At 65.6% G+C, this 18,260-nt stretch carries 23 protein-coding genes; 9 read left to right on the top strand and 14 right to left on the bottom strand.

Features of this window, described 5'->3' with window-relative positions; all coding sequences use genetic code 11:
• The 5 genes from KBY86_RS03905 to KBY86_RS03885 form a co-directional block, all read right to left on the bottom strand.
• On the bottom strand, positions 1 to 801 hold an 801-nt coding region (locus KBY86_RS03905; RefSeq protein WP_255140303.1), incomplete at its 3' end, for an AAA family ATPase.
• Positions 798 to 1,961: an exonuclease SbcCD subunit D gene (locus KBY86_RS03900; RefSeq protein WP_255140302.1), complete on the bottom strand. Its 1,164-nt coding sequence runs from the start codon at positions 1,959 to 1,961 to the stop codon at positions 798 to 800. The genes KBY86_RS03905 and KBY86_RS03900, both read right to left, overlap by 4 nt.
• Positions 1,962 to 2,172: 211 nt before the next feature.
• The gene (locus KBY86_RS03895) at positions 2,173 to 2,685 is read right to left on the bottom strand and encodes an LOG family protein (RefSeq protein WP_094510802.1); all 513 of its coding nucleotides are present in this window, start codon (positions 2,683 to 2,685) and stop codon (positions 2,173 to 2,175) included.
• Entirely contained in the window at positions 2,682 to 2,981 is a 300-nt protein-coding gene (locus tag KBY86_RS03890) for a galactose oxidase (protein WP_255140300.1), read from the bottom strand. Before KBY86_RS03890 ends, KBY86_RS03895 begins: the two co-directional genes overlap by 4 nt.
• Positions 2,982 to 3,402: 421 nt before the next feature.
• Entirely contained in the window at positions 3,403 to 4,086 is a 684-nt protein-coding gene (locus KBY86_RS03885; RefSeq protein WP_255140299.1) for a cupin domain-containing protein, read from the bottom strand.
• A gap of 97 nt (positions 4,087 to 4,183) precedes the next feature.
• Here KBY86_RS03885 and KBY86_RS03880 point away from each other — a divergent pair, with 97 nt between their 5' ends.
• The 3 genes from KBY86_RS03880 (at position 4,184) to KBY86_RS03870 (ending at position 5,737) form a co-directional block, all read left to right on the top strand.
• Entirely contained in the window at positions 4,184 to 4,474 is a 291-nt protein-coding gene (locus tag KBY86_RS03880; protein ID WP_255140297.1) for a hypothetical protein, read from the top strand.
• On the top strand, positions 4,468 to 5,004 hold the full coding sequence (locus KBY86_RS03875) for an isoprenylcysteine carboxylmethyltransferase family protein (RefSeq protein ID WP_094510804.1): 537 nt from the start codon (positions 4,468 to 4,470) through the stop codon (positions 5,002 to 5,004). Before KBY86_RS03880 ends, KBY86_RS03875 begins: the two co-directional genes overlap by 7 nt.
• Before the next feature lie 322 nt (positions 5,005 to 5,326).
• A complete protein-coding gene (locus KBY86_RS03870) occupies positions 5,327 to 5,737 on the top strand; it encodes a hypothetical protein (RefSeq protein ID WP_255140295.1) in 411 nt (136 codons plus the stop codon).
• Positions 5,738 to 5,779: 42 nt separating this feature from the next.
• On the opposite strand, the gene KBY86_RS03865 is transcribed toward KBY86_RS03870, so the two are convergent.
• The 4 genes from KBY86_RS03865 to KBY86_RS03850 all read right to left on the bottom strand — a co-directional run bounded on the left by KBY86_RS03865 (position 5,780) and on the right by KBY86_RS03850 (position 9,357).
• Positions 5,780 to 6,217, bottom strand: a complete 438-nt coding sequence (locus KBY86_RS03865; protein WP_094510806.1) for a hypothetical protein — start codon at positions 6,215 to 6,217, stop codon at positions 5,780 to 5,782.
• Positions 6,218 to 6,380: 163 nt separating this feature from the next.
• Positions 6,381 to 6,884, bottom strand: a complete 504-nt coding sequence (locus KBY86_RS03860; RefSeq protein WP_255140294.1) for a rhodanese-like domain-containing protein — start codon at positions 6,882 to 6,884, stop codon at positions 6,381 to 6,383.
• Positions 6,885 to 6,940: 56 nt separating this feature from the next.
• Positions 6,941 to 7,942, bottom strand: a complete 1,002-nt coding sequence (gene cydB, locus KBY86_RS03855) for a cytochrome d ubiquinol oxidase subunit II (RefSeq protein ID WP_255140293.1) — start codon at positions 7,940 to 7,942, stop codon at positions 6,941 to 6,943.
• 2 nt (positions 7,943 to 7,944) lie between these two features.
• Entirely contained in the window at positions 7,945 to 9,357 is a 1,413-nt protein-coding gene (locus KBY86_RS03850) for a cytochrome ubiquinol oxidase subunit I (protein WP_255140292.1), read from the bottom strand.
• Positions 9,358 to 9,968: 611 nt separating this feature from the next.
• Between KBY86_RS03850 and modA the strand changes: the two genes are divergently transcribed.
• Both modA and modB read left to right on the top strand, forming a co-directional pair.
• Positions 9,969 to 10,769 carry a molybdate ABC transporter substrate-binding protein gene (modA, locus tag KBY86_RS03845; protein WP_255140291.1) on the top strand — a complete coding sequence of 267 codons (801 nt, stop codon included), beginning with the start codon at positions 9,969 to 9,971 and terminating at the stop codon, positions 10,767 to 10,769.
• Positions 10,700 to 12,601, top strand: coding sequence for a molybdate ABC transporter permease subunit (modB, locus tag KBY86_RS03840; protein WP_315855833.1), 1,902 nt, complete (start codon positions 10,700 to 10,702; stop codon positions 12,599 to 12,601). Before modA ends, modB begins: the two co-directional genes overlap by 70 nt.
• Positions 12,602 to 12,670: 69 nt before the next feature.
• On the opposite strand, the gene KBY86_RS03835 is transcribed toward modB, so the two are convergent.
• Entirely contained in the window at positions 12,671 to 13,264 is a 594-nt protein-coding gene (locus KBY86_RS03835) for an FAD/NAD(P)-binding oxidoreductase (protein ID WP_255140289.1), read from the bottom strand.
• A 266-nt stretch (positions 13,265 to 13,530) separates the two neighbouring features.
• Here KBY86_RS03835 and KBY86_RS03830 point away from each other — a divergent pair, with 266 nt between their 5' ends.
• Entirely contained in the window at positions 13,531 to 13,977 is a 447-nt protein-coding gene (locus KBY86_RS03830; RefSeq protein ID WP_255140287.1) for a DUF3122 domain-containing protein, read from the top strand.
• 27 nt (positions 13,978 to 14,004) lie between these two features.
• On the opposite strand, the gene KBY86_RS03825 is transcribed toward KBY86_RS03830, so the two are convergent.
• From KBY86_RS03825 to KBY86_RS03810, 4 genes are all read right to left on the bottom strand, one after another.
• Positions 14,005 to 14,481, bottom strand: a complete 477-nt coding sequence (locus tag KBY86_RS03825; protein WP_255140286.1) for a rhodanese-like domain-containing protein — start codon at positions 14,479 to 14,481, stop codon at positions 14,005 to 14,007.
• 35 nt (positions 14,482 to 14,516) lie between these two features.
• Positions 14,517 to 14,999, bottom strand: a complete 483-nt coding sequence (locus KBY86_RS03820; protein ID WP_255140285.1) for a DUF4079 domain-containing protein — start codon at positions 14,997 to 14,999, stop codon at positions 14,517 to 14,519.
• Positions 15,000 to 15,135: 136 nt separating this feature from the next.
• Positions 15,136 to 15,831 (bottom strand): pyridoxamine 5'-phosphate oxidase, encoded by a 696-nt coding sequence (pdxH, locus tag KBY86_RS03815; RefSeq protein ID WP_255140284.1) that lies wholly within the window; start codon positions 15,829 to 15,831, stop codon positions 15,136 to 15,138.
• A gap of 90 nt (positions 15,832 to 15,921) precedes the next feature.
• The gene (locus KBY86_RS03810) at positions 15,922 to 16,608 is read right to left on the bottom strand and encodes a DUF6629 family protein (RefSeq protein WP_255140283.1); all 687 of its coding nucleotides are present in this window, start codon (positions 16,606 to 16,608) and stop codon (positions 15,922 to 15,924) included.
• 30 nt (positions 16,609 to 16,638) lie between these two features.
• Here KBY86_RS03810 and KBY86_RS03805 point away from each other — a divergent pair, with 30 nt between their 5' ends.
• The 3 genes from KBY86_RS03805 (at position 16,639) to KBY86_RS03795 (ending at position 18,233) form a co-directional block, all read left to right on the top strand.
• The gene (locus tag KBY86_RS03805; protein WP_255140282.1) at positions 16,639 to 17,055 is read left to right on the top strand and encodes a PIN domain-containing protein; all 417 of its coding nucleotides are present in this window, start codon (positions 16,639 to 16,641) and stop codon (positions 17,053 to 17,055) included.
• Between the two features lie 184 nt (positions 17,056 to 17,239).
• On the top strand, positions 17,240 to 18,016 hold the full coding sequence (locus tag KBY86_RS03800; RefSeq protein ID WP_255140281.1) for a phytochelatin synthase family protein: 777 nt from the start codon (positions 17,240 to 17,242) through the stop codon (positions 18,014 to 18,016).
• Positions 17,940 to 18,233 carry a nucleotidyltransferase family protein gene (locus tag KBY86_RS03795; protein WP_255140316.1) on the top strand — a complete coding sequence of 98 codons (294 nt, stop codon included), beginning with the start codon at positions 17,940 to 17,942 and terminating at the stop codon, positions 18,231 to 18,233. The genes KBY86_RS03800 and KBY86_RS03795 overlap by 77 nt, the downstream gene beginning before the upstream one ends.
• Positions 18,234 to 18,260 lie beyond the last annotated feature (27 nt).

Raw genomic sequence — 18,260 nt, 5'->3', positions numbered from 1 at the left:
GGCGGCGGCCTCCCCCAGGGCGGCCTCGGTGCCCTGCACCACCGCGGCGATCCCCGCCACCAGCGCTTCGAGGCCGGCCTGGTCGGCGGGGGGCGGAGGCGCTTCCACCCCCTCCGGCGGCTCGGGCGCGTGGGGGTCCCAGGCGTCGGCCGCCCGGCGCCGCAGCACCTCCTGCTCCCGGGCCTGCTCCAGCGCCAGATTCCGCGCCGTGCGGGCCTGCTCCTCCAGCCACCAGCCGGCCCGCTCGTAGATCACCGTGTCGAAGAGCGTTTTGAGCAGGGCCTCGCGCTCCTCGGCCTTGGCCCGCAGCACCTCGGCGAAGCGCCCCTGGGGCAGCAGAATCACCTGGCGGAACTGGGCGGCATTGAGCCCCACCAGGTGTTCCACCTCCCGCGTCACCTCGGTGGTCTTTGCCGCCACGGCCTGCTCCGGTGTGCCGGCGGCCAGCCGGAACAGGAACGCCTGGGGCGCCTTTTCGGTGGTGCCCTGGCCGCGGGCCTTCGGGGCCGTGTGGGCGGGGACCCGCTCCACCCGGTAGCGGGCGTTGCCGCAGGAGAACTCCAGGCTCACCCGGGGCACGGCGCCGGGGGCGGCGTGGTCGGAGCGCAGCCCCTTGACGCTGCGGTCGCCGGAAACCTCGCCGTAGAGGGCGAAGCAGAGGGCATCGAGCAGGAAGGTCTTGCCGGCGCCGGTGGTGCCGTGGATCAGGAACAGCCCCTCGGCGGCCAGCTCGTCGAAGTCGATCGCCACCGGATCGGCATAGGGCCCAAAGGCCTCGATCGAGAGCCGGTGCGGCTTCACCGCTCCCCTCCCCGTTCCGCCGCCGCCAGGGCCGCCCGCAGCAGCTCGGCCTCGGGCTCGCCGGGCGGCTGGCCGTGCTGGTCGGTGAAGAAGGCGGTGGCCAGCTGCAGCGGCGAGCGGGCCTGGCGCACCTGGCGGTGGCGCTCGGCCTCGCCGGCGCGGGCCAGCTCGGGCGGCTCGTGGCGCAGCTCGGCGATGTGGGGAAAGCGGGCCCGCAGCCGGGCCATGGCCTGCAGGGGCAGGCTGTCGTCGGTGAGGATCGCCCGCACCCGCGCCTCGCTGGCGGCGGCGTGGCGGGGGGCGCCGCAGAGCTCGTCGATGGGGCCCCGCAGGGTGCACAGGGGCCGGCCCACCTCCAGGGGCACCACCTGCACGGTGGGGGTGCCGTCGGCGGCCAGCTCCACAATCCGCACCGACTTGACGTGGTGCTCCTCGGAGAAGGAATAGGCCAGGGGGGTGCCTGAGTAGGCGATCCGGGGGCCGTCCAGCTGCTGGGAGGCGTGCAGGTGGCCGAGGGCCACGTAATCGAAGCCCTCGAAGGCCGCCACGCTCACCCGGTCGACGTTGCCGATGGTGAGCTCCCGCTCCGACTCCGAGGTTTCGCCGCCCGCCACGAAGGTGTGGGCCACCAGCACCGAACGGTGGGGCGGCCGTTCGCGGCGGTCGGCGTGGATCCGCTCGATGGCCAGGCGGGTCACCTCCTCGTGGCGCAGGCGCACGGGAGCTCCGGCCAGGGCCGGCCCAACCACCGCCGGCTCCAGGTAGGGCAGGGGATAGATAGCCACCGGCGTGCCGCCGGCCCTGGGCGTCACCAGCACCGGCTCCTGGGCCCGGCCCACGTCGCCCCGCACCGTGATGTTGAAGGCGGAGAGCAAGGGGTCGTACACCGACACCCGCACATGGGAATCGTGGTTGCCGGCGATGGCCACCACGGCGGTGCCACCGGCGCTCAGCCGGGCGAGGGCGTCGTTGAACAGGGCCACCGCCTCGGCAGGAGGAATGGCACGGTCGTAGAGATCGCCAGCGATCAGCACCGCATCGACGGCATGCTCCCGCGCCAGTTCGGCGATCCGCGAGATCGCCGCCGCCTGCTCCTCCAACAGCGAGACCCCGTGAAAGCTGCGGCCCAGATGCCAGTCGGAGGTGTGCAGCAGACGCATCGGGCCAAGGTAAGCAGGGGCGGGCGCGGTGACGAGAAAGTCTGCAGCCGGAACAACCTGGTGGCACTACACACCTAGAAGCAACTCCCCGCTGGTGATCTCCAGCCGTTGAACCTGGCGCTCCCAGCGGGTCTGGCGAAAGCGCAGCAGATGACGGCCGTCGCTCAGCCAGCCCTCCTTTGGGTCAGGGGGACACGAGGTGATGGCCGACTCATGCCTCTGTGAGTCGGGCCTCGATCAACCGGCAGCATTCCTGCACATCGCTCGCGCTCTCCACCCCCTTGCTGAGCGAAAGGAAGAAGTCCCGCCACAGCACCGGCACCGCCAGCAGGATCAGTGGTCTGCCCGCATTGAGCGCATGGGCGGCTTCTGATGCTGTGCCTGGGCCGCCGCCCCCACAGATCACCACCACATCAGCGCTGAGCACGTTGATCACGTTGCGGGCCTTGCCCATGCCGGTGAACAGGGCCAGATCCAGGTCCGCCGTGCTTTGCCTCTCATCACCCTTCCCTTCATCGGGCAACACCCCCACCACCAGGTGCCCGTCCACCCGCGCCGCGCCGCGGCTGGCCGCCCCCATCACCCCCGCCGGACGGCCACCGGTGAGCAGCACCCAACCCCTAGCGCTGATGCACTCCCCCAGCTCCTCGGCCAGGGCCACAGCCTCAGAAGAGGCGCCCTCTCCGGCGCCCATCACGCCCACCACCGCGCGCCGGCTGCTCATGCCAACTCCGGGCACCAGCCCCGCTGGCGCGTCATGTCATCGGTCCAACCCTGGCAGCGGCGGGTGAGGTGCTCCCCATGGGCCAGCAGAGCCTGGTGCAGCTGGCAGGTGAGCAGCGATATGCAGTTCACCCCGGCGCGATGGCGGAAGAAGTGGCAGGTGAGGCAAACCTTGCGGCTGCGGCTGGCCACCAGCACTTCCTCATCGAGATAGGGCCAGTGCTCGTCGTCGCCATCGTCTGCCGCTGAGCTGGGCACCGGCAGGGTGCCGCGGGAATGGGATGGGAGAGCAGCCACAACGACACCAGCAGAGCGAACACCTGTACTAGCAGAAATCTTCTGGTTCTGGCCAGCTCAGGCGCGACCTCAAGTGGAGCCCCGGTGACAACGACGCGCTGAATGCGGGCTCACAGATCAGGCGTCCAGACCCGCACCCGGTTCCTCGATGCCACCGGCCAGGAACTGCCGGTGCCCTTGGCTCAGCTGGCTCGATCGTCCTCTCATGCTCTGTGTTCTCGCCGGGTACCTGGCGTTGCTGCCGAAGCTCGACCAGTTCCCCACCAAATCTGGAGTGATTCGTAGCTGGCTTTCCGCTCATGGCTGAGCCTGCTGCTCGGACCGGCCGCCGTTCTGGCTGATGCCACCAGATGCACGCGGACGTCTTCTCCGTTGAGGAGACCGCCCGTTCCCCCTCTGCCAAGCCCTGCTCAACACGAATTCAGGCTTGTGAGCCATCCGGGCCAAGCGTCACCGGCAGGTGGCCAGTCTTCACCCAGATGGTGCAGCCCGGCTCACTCCAGGGCTGGTGTGCACTGCCAGCAGGATTGCGCAACCAGCTGCCGGCGGGACAGCTGCCCTGCTCGTCCTGAAACAGACCATCGAGCACCAGGATCTCCTCTCCACCCGAGTGGCCGTGGGGCTGAAAGACCGTGCCGGGCGCCCAGCGCACCAGGGCCACGTGCTCCAAGCCCCAGGCATGCAGCGGCTGCACCTGCAGTCCCGGCACCAAGCCCGGGAACCAGTCGGCGGTGCGGGTGTCGATCACCACGCGCTGCTGATCGTCCGGGTGCATCTGCTGCAGCTTCACCAGGAGCGTGCAGCCCTCCTCACTGAACGGGGCATGGGCGGAGCCGGCCTGGTTGCGCAGGTAGGTGCCGGCGGGGTAATCGCCTTGGTCATCTGAGAAGGTGCCTTCCAGCACCAGGATTTCCTCTCCGCCGCCATGGTGATTTCGATCAAAACGGCTGAGCGGGGCGTAGCGCACGATCGAGGTGGCCCGGGCCACTTCTGCGCCCTCGCGATCGAGCATGCGCCGCTCCACGCCCGCCATCGGCGATGGGCTCCAGGTGAGGGCGCCGGTGTCGATCACCACGCGCTGGCTCAGGTCGGCATGGAGGTCCATGCCCCCGATTGTGCTCAACCGCTGTGTCGGCCCGCCGTACGGCAATGCCTCCATGCCGCTCAACACATGTCGCGTTTGCACGGGGCAAGCTGGAGGCATGAGCCCCTCCAAACAGCCCCTCAGCGCCGACGCGAGCCGCTGGGACCAGCGCTACCAAGAAGGCGCTGACAGCTGGCTGCTGGGGCTGTTCTGGTGCCACCGCCAGCCAGGCGGCCCGCCCTGGGGCAGTGACCCGGAGCTGGTGGATGCGCAGCTGCGGCAGGCCGGCCTGGTGCCAGAGATCTGGGAGCCGGCCACCGGGTCGGTGGACAAGCGCAACGACGAGTGGCTCGGCCTGTGGCGCCAGCCTGTCCCAACCCCTTCACTTTTAGAGATCGAATCATGCTGAGCCAACTGAACGAACGAATGCAGAAGTGGGGCTTCTCCTGGGAGGGGCTGAGGGACAACCGCCACGGCGAGTGGTGGGTGCTGGCCCAGATGATCCTGATCGCCGCCCACTGGCTGCCGCCAACGCCTCCCCCCTCGGGTTTGGGGATTCACTGGCCCCTGGCGCTGCGCCTGATCGGTGGGCTCACCTTCCTGATCGGCCTGGTGATCGGCGCCCAGGGGGCCTTGAACCTCGGGGACAGTCTCAGTCCGCTGCCGGAACCGATGCCAGGGGCGCCCCTGGTCACCGAGGGGGCCTACGGCCGGTGCCGCCATCCCCTCTACCAGTCGCTGCTGCTCTGCTCCCTGGGGGTGACTCTGGCCCTCGGCAGCCTGCTGCACCTGGGACTGCTGCTGGCGCTGGCGACCGTGCTCAGCCTCAAGGCACGACGCGAGGAGCAGCGCCTGTGTTCCATGCACAGCGACTATGCCCACTACATGACCTCCACCCCGGCGATCGTTCCCTTTCTGCCAGGCCTCGACTGGCGGTAGCCCTGGCTCTCATGGATGGGCGTTGCGCAGGGAGCCCTCTTCTTCGCCCGTCATTCAGTTGGATCGGGCTGTCTCTCTTGTCGTTTGGGTAGACTGCACAATCCATACTTTACTGTTGTCTGGCATCAGCACGCACGGATCAATCGCTCCGATTCGTAAACCCGTCAGGAAGACTCTTGCCTGCCCACATGTCAATAGGTTGCGTGCTTGGCTCGTGATTGTTCTCTATAGCTAGGGTATAAATGAGACGTTCGCTTAAAGGCTGATGAATTATACTGCGGTCGCTCATTCCATCGCGAAGACGCTCACAGCACGGCTAGCCATGGCCGGCGTGGCGACTCTTGCCTGCGCAGGAACCTTCTCTGCTGCTTTGGCCGCACCTGTCATTCCGAGCATGATCGGCACATGGACAGTGGAAGGGAAAGGAGCCGTGCTCTGCAAAGTCGAAGCATCGAGATGCAAGACCCACCATCATGGTGATTTCAGCGATCTGAATGCCGTTGCTCAAATCACCAGGCAACAGGGTCGGGTTTTCCACGGATTAGTCAAATCCAAGTACGCAACGGAGAAGTTCGTCGGCACTCTTGGGTATGACGATGCCAGCTTATACATGGTTGATGAAGACGGCTTTACGGATGGCAAGATCATCAACCCCAATCTGATTCAGGTTGTTTATCGTCACACCTCCGATCTCGATTCAGTCGTGGACATTGGTACCTGGACGCGCCGCTGAGTGAGCTTGAACCAAGCAGGCACCGCCCCGGCTGCAGTCCCTTCACGGGGTCTGCCGCCACCAGCGCCAACCCTCCACGTTGATCAGCAGCCCGAAGACCGTGAGGGCCACCATCAGCACGATCTGATCGAGGCGGGCATCGGGCACCAGGATGTCGGCGATGAGATGGGGGACGTTGGTGACCGAATAGACGACGCTGAACCAGAAGTGGATCCGCCGCCAGGGCCGCCAGCGCGTGGCCGGAGCAACCGTGGTGGCGGCGTAGGCGATCAGCACGGTCGCAATCAGCGGCAGCAGGAAGTAGCCGAGCATCGCCCCGAACAGCAGGGGCAATGCCCCCTCCTGCACATGGCTGTGGATCTCCGGCGACTGGCCGTGGAACAGGGGCATCAGGCCCAGGTCCACGTGAAAGAGCATCGCCAGCAGCCAGGCGATCCAGAGGGTGATCAGCCGCAGGGGCTGGTTGATCGACGGGTTCATCGGCCTCGAGGCTTGTTCTTTCAGTGTGGGCAGCAAGGAAGCAAAGGCCTTGGATCTTGGTGGTTCGTTGCGGATGGATCGATGCGTTGCAGCCAGGGTCGCGCGGCGTGAGAGCTGCGGAATTCGCTGCCCACAATCAGCACCCCGCCAACGTTCGCCAGGCCTACGCGCCTTCTGTCGTCACCACCGGCTCACCGGCCGCCTTCCAGCCTTCGATGCTGGGTGCAAAGCCCTTCACCTGGTGGCGGCCCTCCAGCTGCAGCGCCATCACTCCCATAGCAGAGCGAAATCCACTGGAGCAATAGAGCACCACCTCTCGCTCTGGGGAAATCTCAGCCACGTGGCGGCTGAGATCGTTCAACGGTCTGTTGATGGCTCCGGCAATGTGTCCCGCCCGGTACTCAGCAGGGGTCCTCACGTCGATCAGCGACACGTTGCCGCTGGCAAGCAGGCGCTTCAGGGCTGGAACCGATCGAATCGCGTGAAAATCACCCGGCAGGTTGGAGAGGTACTGCTCCACTGCGGAGTCAATGGCAGCTGCCTCGCCTGCAGCAACCGTGGCATCCGGAGGGGCGATCGCGGTGGCCGCAGCGGCGCCCTGAGGCGCCGAGATCAGCAGGCAGAGGGCAAGGGCGATCCCCAGCCGGAGCGAGCGAAGGCGAAACATATGGGGTTTCGACACATCCTAGGGGGATTGATCGTGCTGGCGGCCAAAGGTTTTCCTTAATCGGCACTCACCTTGCCTCGAAAGGCAATGTAGTTGTAGATGTTGTAGAAGAGCATGATGGGAATCAGCACACCGATGAAGGTGAGCATGAACACCATCGAACTCACCGACGACGACGTCTGAAAGATCGTGACCGATGGCGGAATCACCGCCGGAAATACCATTACCCCCAGACCAGCGAAACTGAGGATGAACAACAGTACGGTATACACGAAGGGCCATGCCTCCTGCTGCATCGCCAGGCTGCGGAACAGTTGAACGATCAGGGCAACACCCAGCAGTGGCAACACCACGAAGAAGGGTAGGAACGCGGGATCAAACAGGCGCTGCCGCAGTGCTTCCGACGCGAACGGCGCCGTGAAGGTGATCAACAGGGCCCCGCCCAGGGTGGTGGCAGCCGCCAGGCGGGCGGTGCGCACGTGCAACCGCTGCAGCTCACCACTGGTTTTGAGAATCAGGTAGGTGGAGCCGATCAGCACGTAGCCCTGGATGAGCGTGAGAGCCACCACCAGGCTGCTGGGGTTCACCCAGATCCAGGCGGAGCCTGTGAAGTGGCCTGCAGCATCGGTGGGGATGCCCGAGAGCACCGTGCCCAGACAGATGCCCTGGGAGCCAGCGGCCAGCACACTGCCAATACCGAACATCAGGTTCCAGGGCCGCTTGTTGGCGGCGTTCTCGCGAAACTCGAAGGCCACCGCCCGCAGGATCAGCCCCAGGATCATCAGGTAGATGGGGCCGTAGAGGGCCTTGAGGATGGTGCCATAGGCCAGGGGAAAGGCCCCGAACAGGGCGCCGCCCATCAGCACCAGCCAGGTTTCGTTGGCATCCCACACATTGCCGAGGCTCGTCATCAGGATCGTGCGCTGGGATTCGCTGGGCGAGGTGAGCGAGAGGATGCCCACCCCCAGATCAAAGCCATCGAGGATCACATAGAGCAGCAGGAACAGGGCCAGGATCACAAACCAGACCGTGGGCATGAACCATTCGAGGAACTCCATGGTCAGGTGCTTGCTGATGGGTCGGAAAGAATTGCGGCTGTGGCAGGACCAGAGGGCGGCTCAAGGGTGAGGTTCGGCCCCTTGGCGATGATCCGGGAGCCGAAATACAACGCGAAGACCAGCAACACCGTGTAGAGCACAGCGAACACACTCAAGCTGGTGAGGACCTCGCCCACCGGCAGCACCGAGGCGGCATCGGCGGTCCGCAGCTGGCCGTAGACCGTCCAGGGCTGGCGGCCCACGCAACGCACCACCCACCCGGATTCAATCGCCAGGTAGCCGGCTGGAGCCGAAAGGATCCAGGCCCAGCTGAACCAGGGCCACTGGGCGAAGCTGGCGGCGCTGAGGCCGCCTCGCCACCAGAGCAGCAGGCTGAGGGCCATCAGGGCTGCAGCAGCGAGGCCGATCGCCACCATCACCCGGAAGGCATAGAAGAGCAGACCCACCATGTGGGGCCGCTGGTCGGCGGGCCAGCTGTTGAGCCCACGCAGCGGTTGGCTGAGCTGCGGCCGCGTCTCCAGGATCCAGCTGAAGGCGCCAGGCACCGACAGGATCCAGCGGTTGCTGCCGCTGGCTTCATCAGGGGAAGCCAGCACGGTCCAGGCAGGGGAGCTGCCGGCGGCCTGGTCGTCCCAGAGGGCCTCGATCGCGGCCAGCTTGGTGGGCTGATGCTCGGCCACCTGCACGGCGCTTTCGTGGCCGGCCAGGATCTGCAGCGGCGCCACCGCCAGCAGGATCACCAGCGCCAGCTTGAAGGAGAACAGGAAGAACTCCGGTGCCTTCTGGCGCATCAGCGACCAGGCACTGACCGCGGCGACCACCAGCATGGAGGTTTCCACCGTGGCCAGGGCCATATGAATCACGCTTCTCACCATGAAGGGGTTGTTGATGGCGGCGAAGTAGTTCTGCACATGAAAATGGCCCTCGGAGAAAGTGCCACCCGACGGAGTCTGCAGCCAGGAGTTGGCACTGAGAATCCAGAACACTGAGAGGTTCGCGCCGAAGGCCACCATCACGGTGGAGAGGAAGTGAATCACTGGTGGCACCTTCTGCCAGCCGAACAACATGATCCCGAGGAAGCCGGCTTCGAGCATGAAGGCCATCGCCCCCTCGAAGCCCAGCACCGAGCCGAAAAAGTCGCCGGCGAACTCGGAAAGCGGGGCCCAGTTGGTGCCGAACTGGAACTCCATCGGCAGGCCTGAGGCCACACCGATGCCGAAATTGAGCACATAGAGCTTTGCCCAGAAGCGGGCCTGCCGGTAGTACAAGGGATTGCGTGTGCGCAGCCAGATGGCCTCCAGCACCACCAGATAGATCGCCAGGCCGGTGGAGAGCACGGGCCAGAGCATGTGAAAGATCGCGGTCAGAGCGAACTGGAGCCGTGACAGAGTCACGACATCAAGAGTGCCAAGCATGGGTTGGGAACAAAACGAACGGCGAGAAAGCTTGACAAGCCATACGAATGCGCTGTGACGAATGGACTGCAACGAATGGGCAGGAACGGGTGGCGTACCAGCCAGTGACGACCAGCGACGACGAAAGCTGGAAAGCTAAAGAAATAAATCGCAACCGTGGGCGCGTGTGCGAACTGTGGAGCTGTGCAGGGCTAGGGCGATGGAGAGACAGTTCCACCATCCAACCCTAGAGGCTTCAGCAGTGAATGGGAGAGAGTAGCCCTTTCACCGATGTTCTGATGCCCACACGATTGCCTCTCCTGGCGAACATTGGCAGCAAGATTGAGATTTGAAGTGGAAGGGTCGGCTCGTCAGTGCAGTGCGAGCCGCCAAGAGCCAATGTCAATGATCCTTTACTCCTGCAGGCATTGGCTTGTCGGCTACATCCCGTTAGTCCATAGTCTGTGAGACTGACGTTTGGTGAGCCGGATCCAGTGCAGCCGAAGTCAGCTGGGCCAGGCACAGGGAAATTGATTATGTTTCGGCTGAATACAGTGAGGCCGATTACAATCGAGCTGAATTCAATGAGGCTGAATCGGGTTGTGGATGCTTGGATGAAGTGTCAGATACCGATGAAGCTTCTGTTCTGGAAGATCAGTGGCTCCGTGGGGATTGCAGGCCTGGCCCTGCTGCTGAGCACCCAGCGCCCAGTCGCTGCACAGAAGACCCCGGCAGCGCAGCCCCTGCTGGTGAGTGCCGCCATCAGCCTCACTGATGTTCTCCAGGGGCTTGCACCCTCGTTTTCGCGCAGCAAGCGTGTCCCTCCACCCCAGTTCAACCTCGGGGCCTCAGGCTCGCTGCAACGCCAGATCGAACAAGGAGCCCCTGTCGATGTGTTCCTCTCTGCGGGAACCAGGCAGATGGACGCATTGGAACAAGCCAAGCTGCTCCTGCCTGGAACCCGCCGCAACCTGATCAGCAACCAACTGGTGCTGGTGGTGCCTGCCCAACGCAGGGGGGTGGTGGGATTCACCGACCTGGAGAGTCCCCGCATCCGCCGCATCGCCATCGGGGACGCTGCTGTGCCGGCCGGAGAGTACGCCAGGCAGGCCTTGCGCCATTACAAGCTGCTCACGGCGTTGCAGCCCAAGTTGGTTCCGCTCAGCTCGGTACGAGCCGTCGCCGCCGCCGTTGCTAGTGGGAGTGCTGATGCTGGCTTTGTCTACCGCAGCGATACCTATGGCGTCAGCAACCTGCGGATTGCAGCCACGGCATCAGCAGCCAGTCACACCCCGATTCTTTACAGCGGGGCCGTGATCCGCCGCAGTCGACAACCGGCTTTGGCCAGGGCCTATCTGGAAGGATTGCAAAGTCCTGCAGCCCGCAGCGCCTTCATCCGCGCTGGCTTCTCCCCCTTGCCTCCAGCACGCTGATCCCCCCTCCCGCAAGCCTCCTGTCACCGCTGCTGCTGTCATTCCGCGCCGCTGCATTCGCGGTGCTGTTGCTCAGCCCGCCTGCGATTGCCGCTGCCTTGTTCCTGCGGGGATGGCAGGGCCAACGACGCGCTGCCGCTGACCTGCTGCTGCTCTCACCTCTGGTGATGCCGCCCACGGTGCTTGGCTTTCTGCTGCTGCAGTTGCTGGGGCCGCTGGGTCCTCTGGGGGAACCGCTGGAGCGGATGGGCATCACGATTGTCTTCAGCTGGACAGCCACTGTGATCAGTGCGGCAGTGGTGGCATTCCCGCTGATGTACCGCAGCACACTTGCCGCTCTGGAACAGCTCGATCCGGCATTGGAAGCGGTGGCGCTCGGGCTTGGCTGCAGCCCGCTCCGGACGTTCTGGAGAGTCACAGTGCCCTTGATTCGTCCAGGCCTGCTTGCGGGTGTGAGCCTGAGCTTTGCACGGGCGCTGGGCGAATTCGGCACAACGATGATGCTGGCAGGCAACATTCCCGGCCGCACGCAGACATTGCCGTTGGCGATTTACAGCGCTGTAGAAGGTGGCGATCTCACGCTGGCCTGGCGGCTTACAGCCGTGGTGCTACTGCTCAACGGCAGCTGCCTGATGCTGGTGGGATGGCTCAACCGCAGCCGCTCAACCACCGCTACCTCGCAGCGTCTCACCACTGGCGCTGTCGATGAGGACGGATGGTTACCGATAGAACCGATCGGCCAGCTCCGTCCACGCGTCGTGACACAGATGCAGGTGGCCATCCAGCTGCAACGCGGCTCCTTTCACCTGAGGATGAACTGGAAGAGCCAGGCGGCACGACAGGCCGTGCTGGGATCATCTGGAGCGGGCAAGAGCCTGCTGCTCCGCTGCATCGCCGGGCTTGAGCGGCCTCAGGGTTGCCGCATCCAGCTCGGGCAGCGGCTGCTCTGCGACACCGATCGGGGCGTCTGGGTCGAACCGCATCTCCGGCGGATCGCCATGGTGTTTCAGCAACACGCCCTTTTCCCTCACCTGCGTGTGGCCGACAACGTGGCGTTCGGACTGGATCGACTCCCGCGAGAGCAGCGCCGCGAACGGGTGGCCAAGCTGCTGGCCGCCGTCGGTCTGCAGGAGCATGCCTCTCACTTCCCGCATCAGCTTTCCGGCGGGCAATGTCAGCGCGTTGCTGTAGCGCGGGCGCTGGCGGTGCAACCCGATCTGCTGCTTCTGGATGAACCGTTCAGCTCTCAGGACAGCTTTCGTCGCCGCCGGCTGCAGCAGTGGATGGATGATCTACAACGGAGCTCAGGTACGCCCATCCTGATGGTGACGCACGATATCGATGAAGCGTTTCGCCTGAGTGATGAATTGCTGGTGCTGGAGGGCGGACGGCTGGTGGCTCAGGGCGCCACACGGTGTTTGTTTTCCCAGCCTGAACAACTGATCGTGGCCCGGCTCACAGGCTGCAAGAACCTCAGCCCGATCACCTGGGTGTCTGCTCACCAGTGCCTGGCGACCCGCTGGGGACTCCTCGTGGATGGCCAGTCGATGGGGCACAACCAGCGAAGCGATTGGATTGGCCTGCGAGCCAATCACTTGCGCCTGGCTCCCGCTGGCACAACATCGGCCTCACAAGCACGGATCGTTCGTCCTTGTCGTGTGGTCAAGATCAGTCGGGGTGCCCTCCAGGTCAGTGTGTATGTGCAGATCGCAGAGGGAGCCAATGAGCTACACGTGGAAGTACGTGAGTGGGAATGGGCTGAACTTGATGGCCAGAGCGAGGCACTTGAACTCGTGATTGATCGCGCGCGACTGCTCTATCTGAAGGCCTAAACCCTGATGCTTTTCACTTCACTCTCGTTCTATCAAAACCCTGGCAAATCAGCCACCGTCACGGTGTGATCACGGCTGTTTGAATGCCAGCCCCAGCGCGCGCACCAGCGGGGCGAACGGCTTGAGGAAGCGGCTCTCGTGCAGGCGGCCCTTGAGCACCCGGTGCCAGTACACCCAGGGAAACACACGGGTTTCCACCAGAAACATGCTCCAGCGCTCCTTGGTGGGATCCACCAGGAAGGAACTGACCGGCTGCAGCTCGTAGTTGAACTCCGCCATCACCACGCTGTGGAAACTGGTGATCAAGGGGCAGGCGGTGTAGCCGTCGTAATGGGCCAGCAGGGGGCGTTGATCGAGCCGAGCCAGCAGGTTCGCCACCAGCACCGGCGCCTGACCCCGGATGGCGGCCAGGCTTTTCGACGTTGGCAGTGAGCTCACATCGCCGAGAGCGAACACATCGGCAAAGCGCTTGTGCTGGCAGGTGTCCTTGTTCACTTCCACCCAGCCGCCAGGACCATCGATCGCCAAGGGGCTGTGGGCCACCACATCCGGCGCCGCCATCGGTGGCACCACATGCAGCAGGTCGAAGCGGATCTCCTCGCGGCGGGGCTCGGCCCCTGGTTCACGCACGTCGAACACCGCCGCCTGCTCGCTAGCGCACACGAACCGATGCGTTCAGACGCATGCTGCGCCGACCGACGGCACTGGGAGCCGACTGGGAAGCAGCCAGAGAACGAGAAGGGAAGGGGACTTGCGGCCACTCCCCAAGCATCTCGCTAGCGTTATAGAGTCATTGCAGGTGTCGCACCATGAAACCCTTCCTTCGACTGCCGCCTTCTCCCGGCCACACAGCGCCCAGCTCGTCGGCACTGCCAGTCCAGCCCCATGCGCTGGTTCCGCTGCTGCCACTTCTGCTACTTGCGCTTGTGATGAGTCTGCTGCTGGGCAGCTCACCGGCACTGGCTGCAGACAGCTGGTCGCTCAGCGACGGAGCCGGCCATCGCCTTGCCGCCAAGGTGTTCGAGCAGCCGTTCCCGGAGTATCCCGCGGGCCTGCGCCTCCGCCTCAATGCGGTGGACGGCCAGACCAGGCTGGATCACACCCACCAGCTGGTGTTGACCGACTCCCTCGGCCAGGAATGGAGCCTGCCCAACCGCAGTGAAGAGCTGGTGCAGAGAGGCGAAGCCGCGGTGCCAGCCGGATCGGCCCAGTTCGATCTCGATGCCCTGATGCCCCGTCCGAGTGAAGCGCTGCCGCTCCATCTGACGGTGCCCACTACCGCCGGAGCGTTTGGCTTCGATCTCACGCCGGAGCAGGCGATGACCCTGCACGCCCTGGGATCAGTACCCCGTCCCGGTACCGACCCACAGGCATGAAAGGCGTGGAGCGCCGGCCGGTGGCATTCAGGCCACCGGCTGGTCTGCCGCCATCCAGCCGGCGAAACCTGGCGCAAACCCCCGCACGCGCGGGTAGCCGTGCAGCTGCAGGGTCATCACCCCGAGCGCCGAGCGATAGCCGGTGGCGCAGTAGAGCACCACGTCGCGATCGCGGGGAATGGCCTCCAGGTGGTGGGCGAGATCCTGGAGCGGCAGGTTGATCGCTGCGGGGATGTGTCCCCGGCGGTAGTCGGCGGGGCTGCGCAGATCCACCAGCAGGGGATTCCGACTCGCGATCCGAGCATTCAGGGCCTCGACTGAACCGATGGCCAGCACATCGGCGGGCAGGGAGTCGAGAAACCGATCCACGGCCAGCTCCACCGGTACTGAGGCCACCATCGGTGCCGAGACCTCCACCACCGCAGCAGGCTCCGCCACCACGTCGGCAAACGCAGCGCCTGGGCCCAGCAGCAGGCAGACGGCAAGGCTGAGCCCGGTGGTCAACCACGCAAGCCAAGCAAAGGAACGAAGCACTGCCGTCAGCTCACGACAGGGGCAAGCGCGGGGGTGAGCGAGGTGGCGGAGCTGAGCAGCTTCTGCACGATGGCGATGCCGCTGATGGCCTGCCAGCCGAACAGGGTGAGCACGAGGCCGTTGGTGGCCACGTGCAGGGTGCGGGCCCAGTCCTTGCCTTTCTGCAGGGAGGGGCCGAGCGAGGCGGTGACGATCACGAGCGCCGCCACAGCAAGGCCGACGAACAGGTGCGGACCGATCAGCAGCTTGCCGTGCTTGAGGAAAGTGACGCCCATGCCACCGAGGGCGCCCAGCAGGGTGACCGCCAGGATCACCGGGCCGAGCCGGGCGTGCCGCGCGCCGTAATGCTCCTGCAGCATGGCCTTGCGGTCTTCCGGGCTGGCCTTGCGGATCAAGCTGGCCTTGAAGCCGAGATAGCCCGAGTAGAGCATCAGACCCAGGAGCCCCCACATCAGCACGGGGTGAACAAAGTTGAGCGCGAAGGGCATCGAACCTGGGCGGTGGAACAGACGGACTCCGCAACTGCGGCGTCCTCTGCACCATGGCCACGATCGGCCGCCGTGGATCACCAGCGGCCCTGCGGATCATGAAAGGTGAGTGCTGGGCCGGGGCCGGGGGTTGGGCTCAGGGCGCCAGCCGCTCGATCAGCCAGGCGCTGCTGCTCGCCGCACCACCGCTCGCCTCTGCCCCGCCGCCTTCCCCCGCCCGCCGGTAGCGGAAGCGGTCGTGCAGGCGGTTGGGCCGGCCCTGCCAGAACTCGAACTCGGCCGGCACCACCCGCAGGCCGCCCCAGGCCGGCGGCAACGGCACCTCCCCACCGGCGAAGCGGCGTTGCATCGCCTCCCATTGCGCTTCCAGTAGCGAGCGCGAGCTGATCACGGCGCTCTGCTGCGACACCCACGCCCCCAACCGGCTGCCGAGCGGCCGTGAGAGGAAATAGGCGAGCGATTCGGCCGTGCTGATCCGCTCGGCCCGGCCCAGGATGGCCACCTGCCGCTCCAGCCCGTACCAGGGAAACAGCAGGCTCACCTGGGGGTGAGCGGCGATCTCGGTGGCCTTGCGGCTGTCGTAGTGGGTGAAGAACACAAAGCCGCGCGCGTCGAACGCCTTGAGCAGCACGGTGCGGGCACTGGGACGCACGCCATCGCTGGTGCCCAGCACCATGGCGTTGGGCTCGTCCAGCCCGGCGGCCACGGCCTGATCGAACCAGCGACGGAACTGCGCCACCGGGTCGTCCGCCAGATCAGCCCGCCGCAGGTCGGCCCGCTGGTAGTGGCGGCGCAGCTGGGCGGGATCGGTGGGGACGGGAGGGTCACTCATGGCGGCGGATCACAGAGGCGGTTCACCCCTTGGCGCTACAGCTTCGAACCACAGATTCGAAGCACAGCTTCAAGGCACAGCGGGGCGTCGTCAGGCCACCAGCACCACAGGCTCCGGATCGCGAAGAATCCAATAGAGCGAACCCGACAACAACGCGCTGAACAAGCACCACACCGAGGTGAAGGCGTAGCTGAAAGAAAGGTGCGACAGCAGAAACAGCACTAGCAAAGATCCAGCGAACCCACGCAGCCGCCCCGAGCGGCTGAGCAGCAAGGGAGCGATGATCACCATGCCGTAGAGCGTGCTGCCGAAACCGAGACTGATCCAGCGGTCGGCCAGCAGGGTGGTGGTGTAGTTGAGGGACCCGTTCACCACCACCGGCTCGATCAGAGCGCCATCCAGCAGCAGCGGCAGCCAGAGCCCGGCGCCCACCAGCAGGCCAAGCACCAGAGCGATCTGCAGCAGGCGGTGACGCAGTCCGGGCCGCGGCTGCTGGTTCAGACGCAGGGCACACCAGGGAAACCAGGCCAGCCAGAAGGCGTAGGCAAAGAACAGATAGGCGAGTGCGGCTGGACGCACGAGCGCGGCGGCGCCGCCCGGCGCCAGACCAAGCCAGACCACACCCTCCAGGGCCTGTTGCACCGAGAAGAACAGCGGCGAGAGCGCCAGAGGCAGCAGATCGCTGCGCTGGGCTTGCCGGCAATAACGAACGGAGGCCACGCCCACGGGCAACAGCGCCGCCGCCACCACGAAGCTGGCGCTGCTGGAGAAACACATCGGCGTGAGGCCGTCTCCGGCAGCAACTGGTTGTCGTCAGCCTGGCGCGGCGAGGGGTGGCAGCGTCGCCTGAGGTTGCGGATGACCCTGGCCTGGGCAGATCGCCTGGCTCCGGGAACGGCAGGCCTCACGTCGATGAATGAGGCCGAGATTTTGCATGGCATCGCTCGCCTGCCGGAGGGCCGTCGGCGGGAGGCGCTGCAGCGAAGCTGGGACACACTGCTGCCAGCCCTTTTCCACGAACGGGTGTGGGCATTCGATCGCGAAGCCGCGCATTGGCATGCGGAGGTACCCAGGCAGCGGGAACGCCTGAGCCGGCCGATGACCACGGCTGATGCGGTGATCGCTGCCACCACCCTGGCCCGGAGTGCTCGCCTGGCCACCCGCCATGTGGCCGATTTCGAAGGGATCGTGATCGATCGGATCAACTCCTGGCAGGCACCATGACCCTGTGGGCACGATCACCACCCTGAACAGGCGGAGCGTTCTCCCCTGGGCCGTGATCCTGCAGGCTTTTGGCGCGCATCCGGTGCCAGCGGAAAGCCGCCATCAACGGCATTGCTGAAGACGGACCCCTCGAATCCTGGAACGGGTGCCACAGCTCCGGGATCCAAAAACCGCCAAGGCTCGCTTGCGTCGCCACACTGGCGGAAAACCGCAGATCCATCCCCTGACCCCGCCCGCTTCCCGCCCCTGCCGTGCCCTGCCGGCCGTTCTGGGCCTGGCGCTGCTGGCCCTGCCACCGCTGCTGCCCCGGGCCCTGGCCCAACCCCCGGCAGCCGCGATCCCCCTGCCAGAACCCAAGGGCCAGACCCTGCTGCTGCAAAGCGCCGATCGCGCCGACTACGGCCCCCTGGCGGAGCAGTTCCTCACCCAGGCCAACCTGGCCTACTGCGGCGTGGCCAGCATGGTGATGGTGCTCAACAGCCTGGCGGTGCCGGCACCGGCGGCAGCGGGCTACGGCAGCTACCGCTTCTGGACGCAGGACAACGTGTTCGACGCCGCCGCCACCCGGGCGGTGCTGAGCCCCGAGCTGGTGGCCCGCCAGGGCATGACCCTGCAGGAGCTGAGGGCGCTGCTGGCCAGCCATGGCCTGCAGGCCCGCGCCATCCATGGCGACCGGCTCAGCCTGGCCCAGTTCCGCCTGCTGGTGCGCAGCAACCTCGCCCGCGCCGACGACCGCCTGCTGGTCAACTACTTCCGCCCGTCCCTCGGCCAGGCCGGCGGCGGCCACATCTCCCCGCTGGCCGCCTACAACGCCAGCACCGATCGGGTGCTGATTCTGGATGTGGCTCGCTACCGCTACCCGTCGGTGTGGGTGCCCCTCGCCGATCTCTGGCAGGCGATCCGCACCACCGACAGCAGCTCCGGCCGCAGCCGCGGCGTGGTGGTGGTGCGGCGGGGCTGAGGGGGGCGAGTTCGGTTCGGTAGCTCGTGGGCTTGACCGGCCAGGAAGTGACCTTGATCTGTTGGTGGATCTTGAACAAGGCCATTCCCTGCTGGAAGTGATCGCACTTCAGCAGGAGCTGGAATCCCAGCTCAACTGCCGTGTTGATCTAGCCGAACCCGATCAGCTGCATCCAACGATCGGCATTCAGGTGATCGCAGAAGCCAGGCCGTTGTGAGTAAAGACCTGCCCGATCTCGAAAGCA

This window comes from Synechococcus sp. Lug-A (genome assembly GCF_024345655.1).
Lineage (GTDB): Bacteria > Cyanobacteriota > Cyanobacteriia > PCC-6307 > Cyanobiaceae > MW101C3.
The sequence above is the reverse complement of the archived record's forward strand: the minus strand, read 5'-3'. Positions and strand labels throughout refer to the sequence as shown.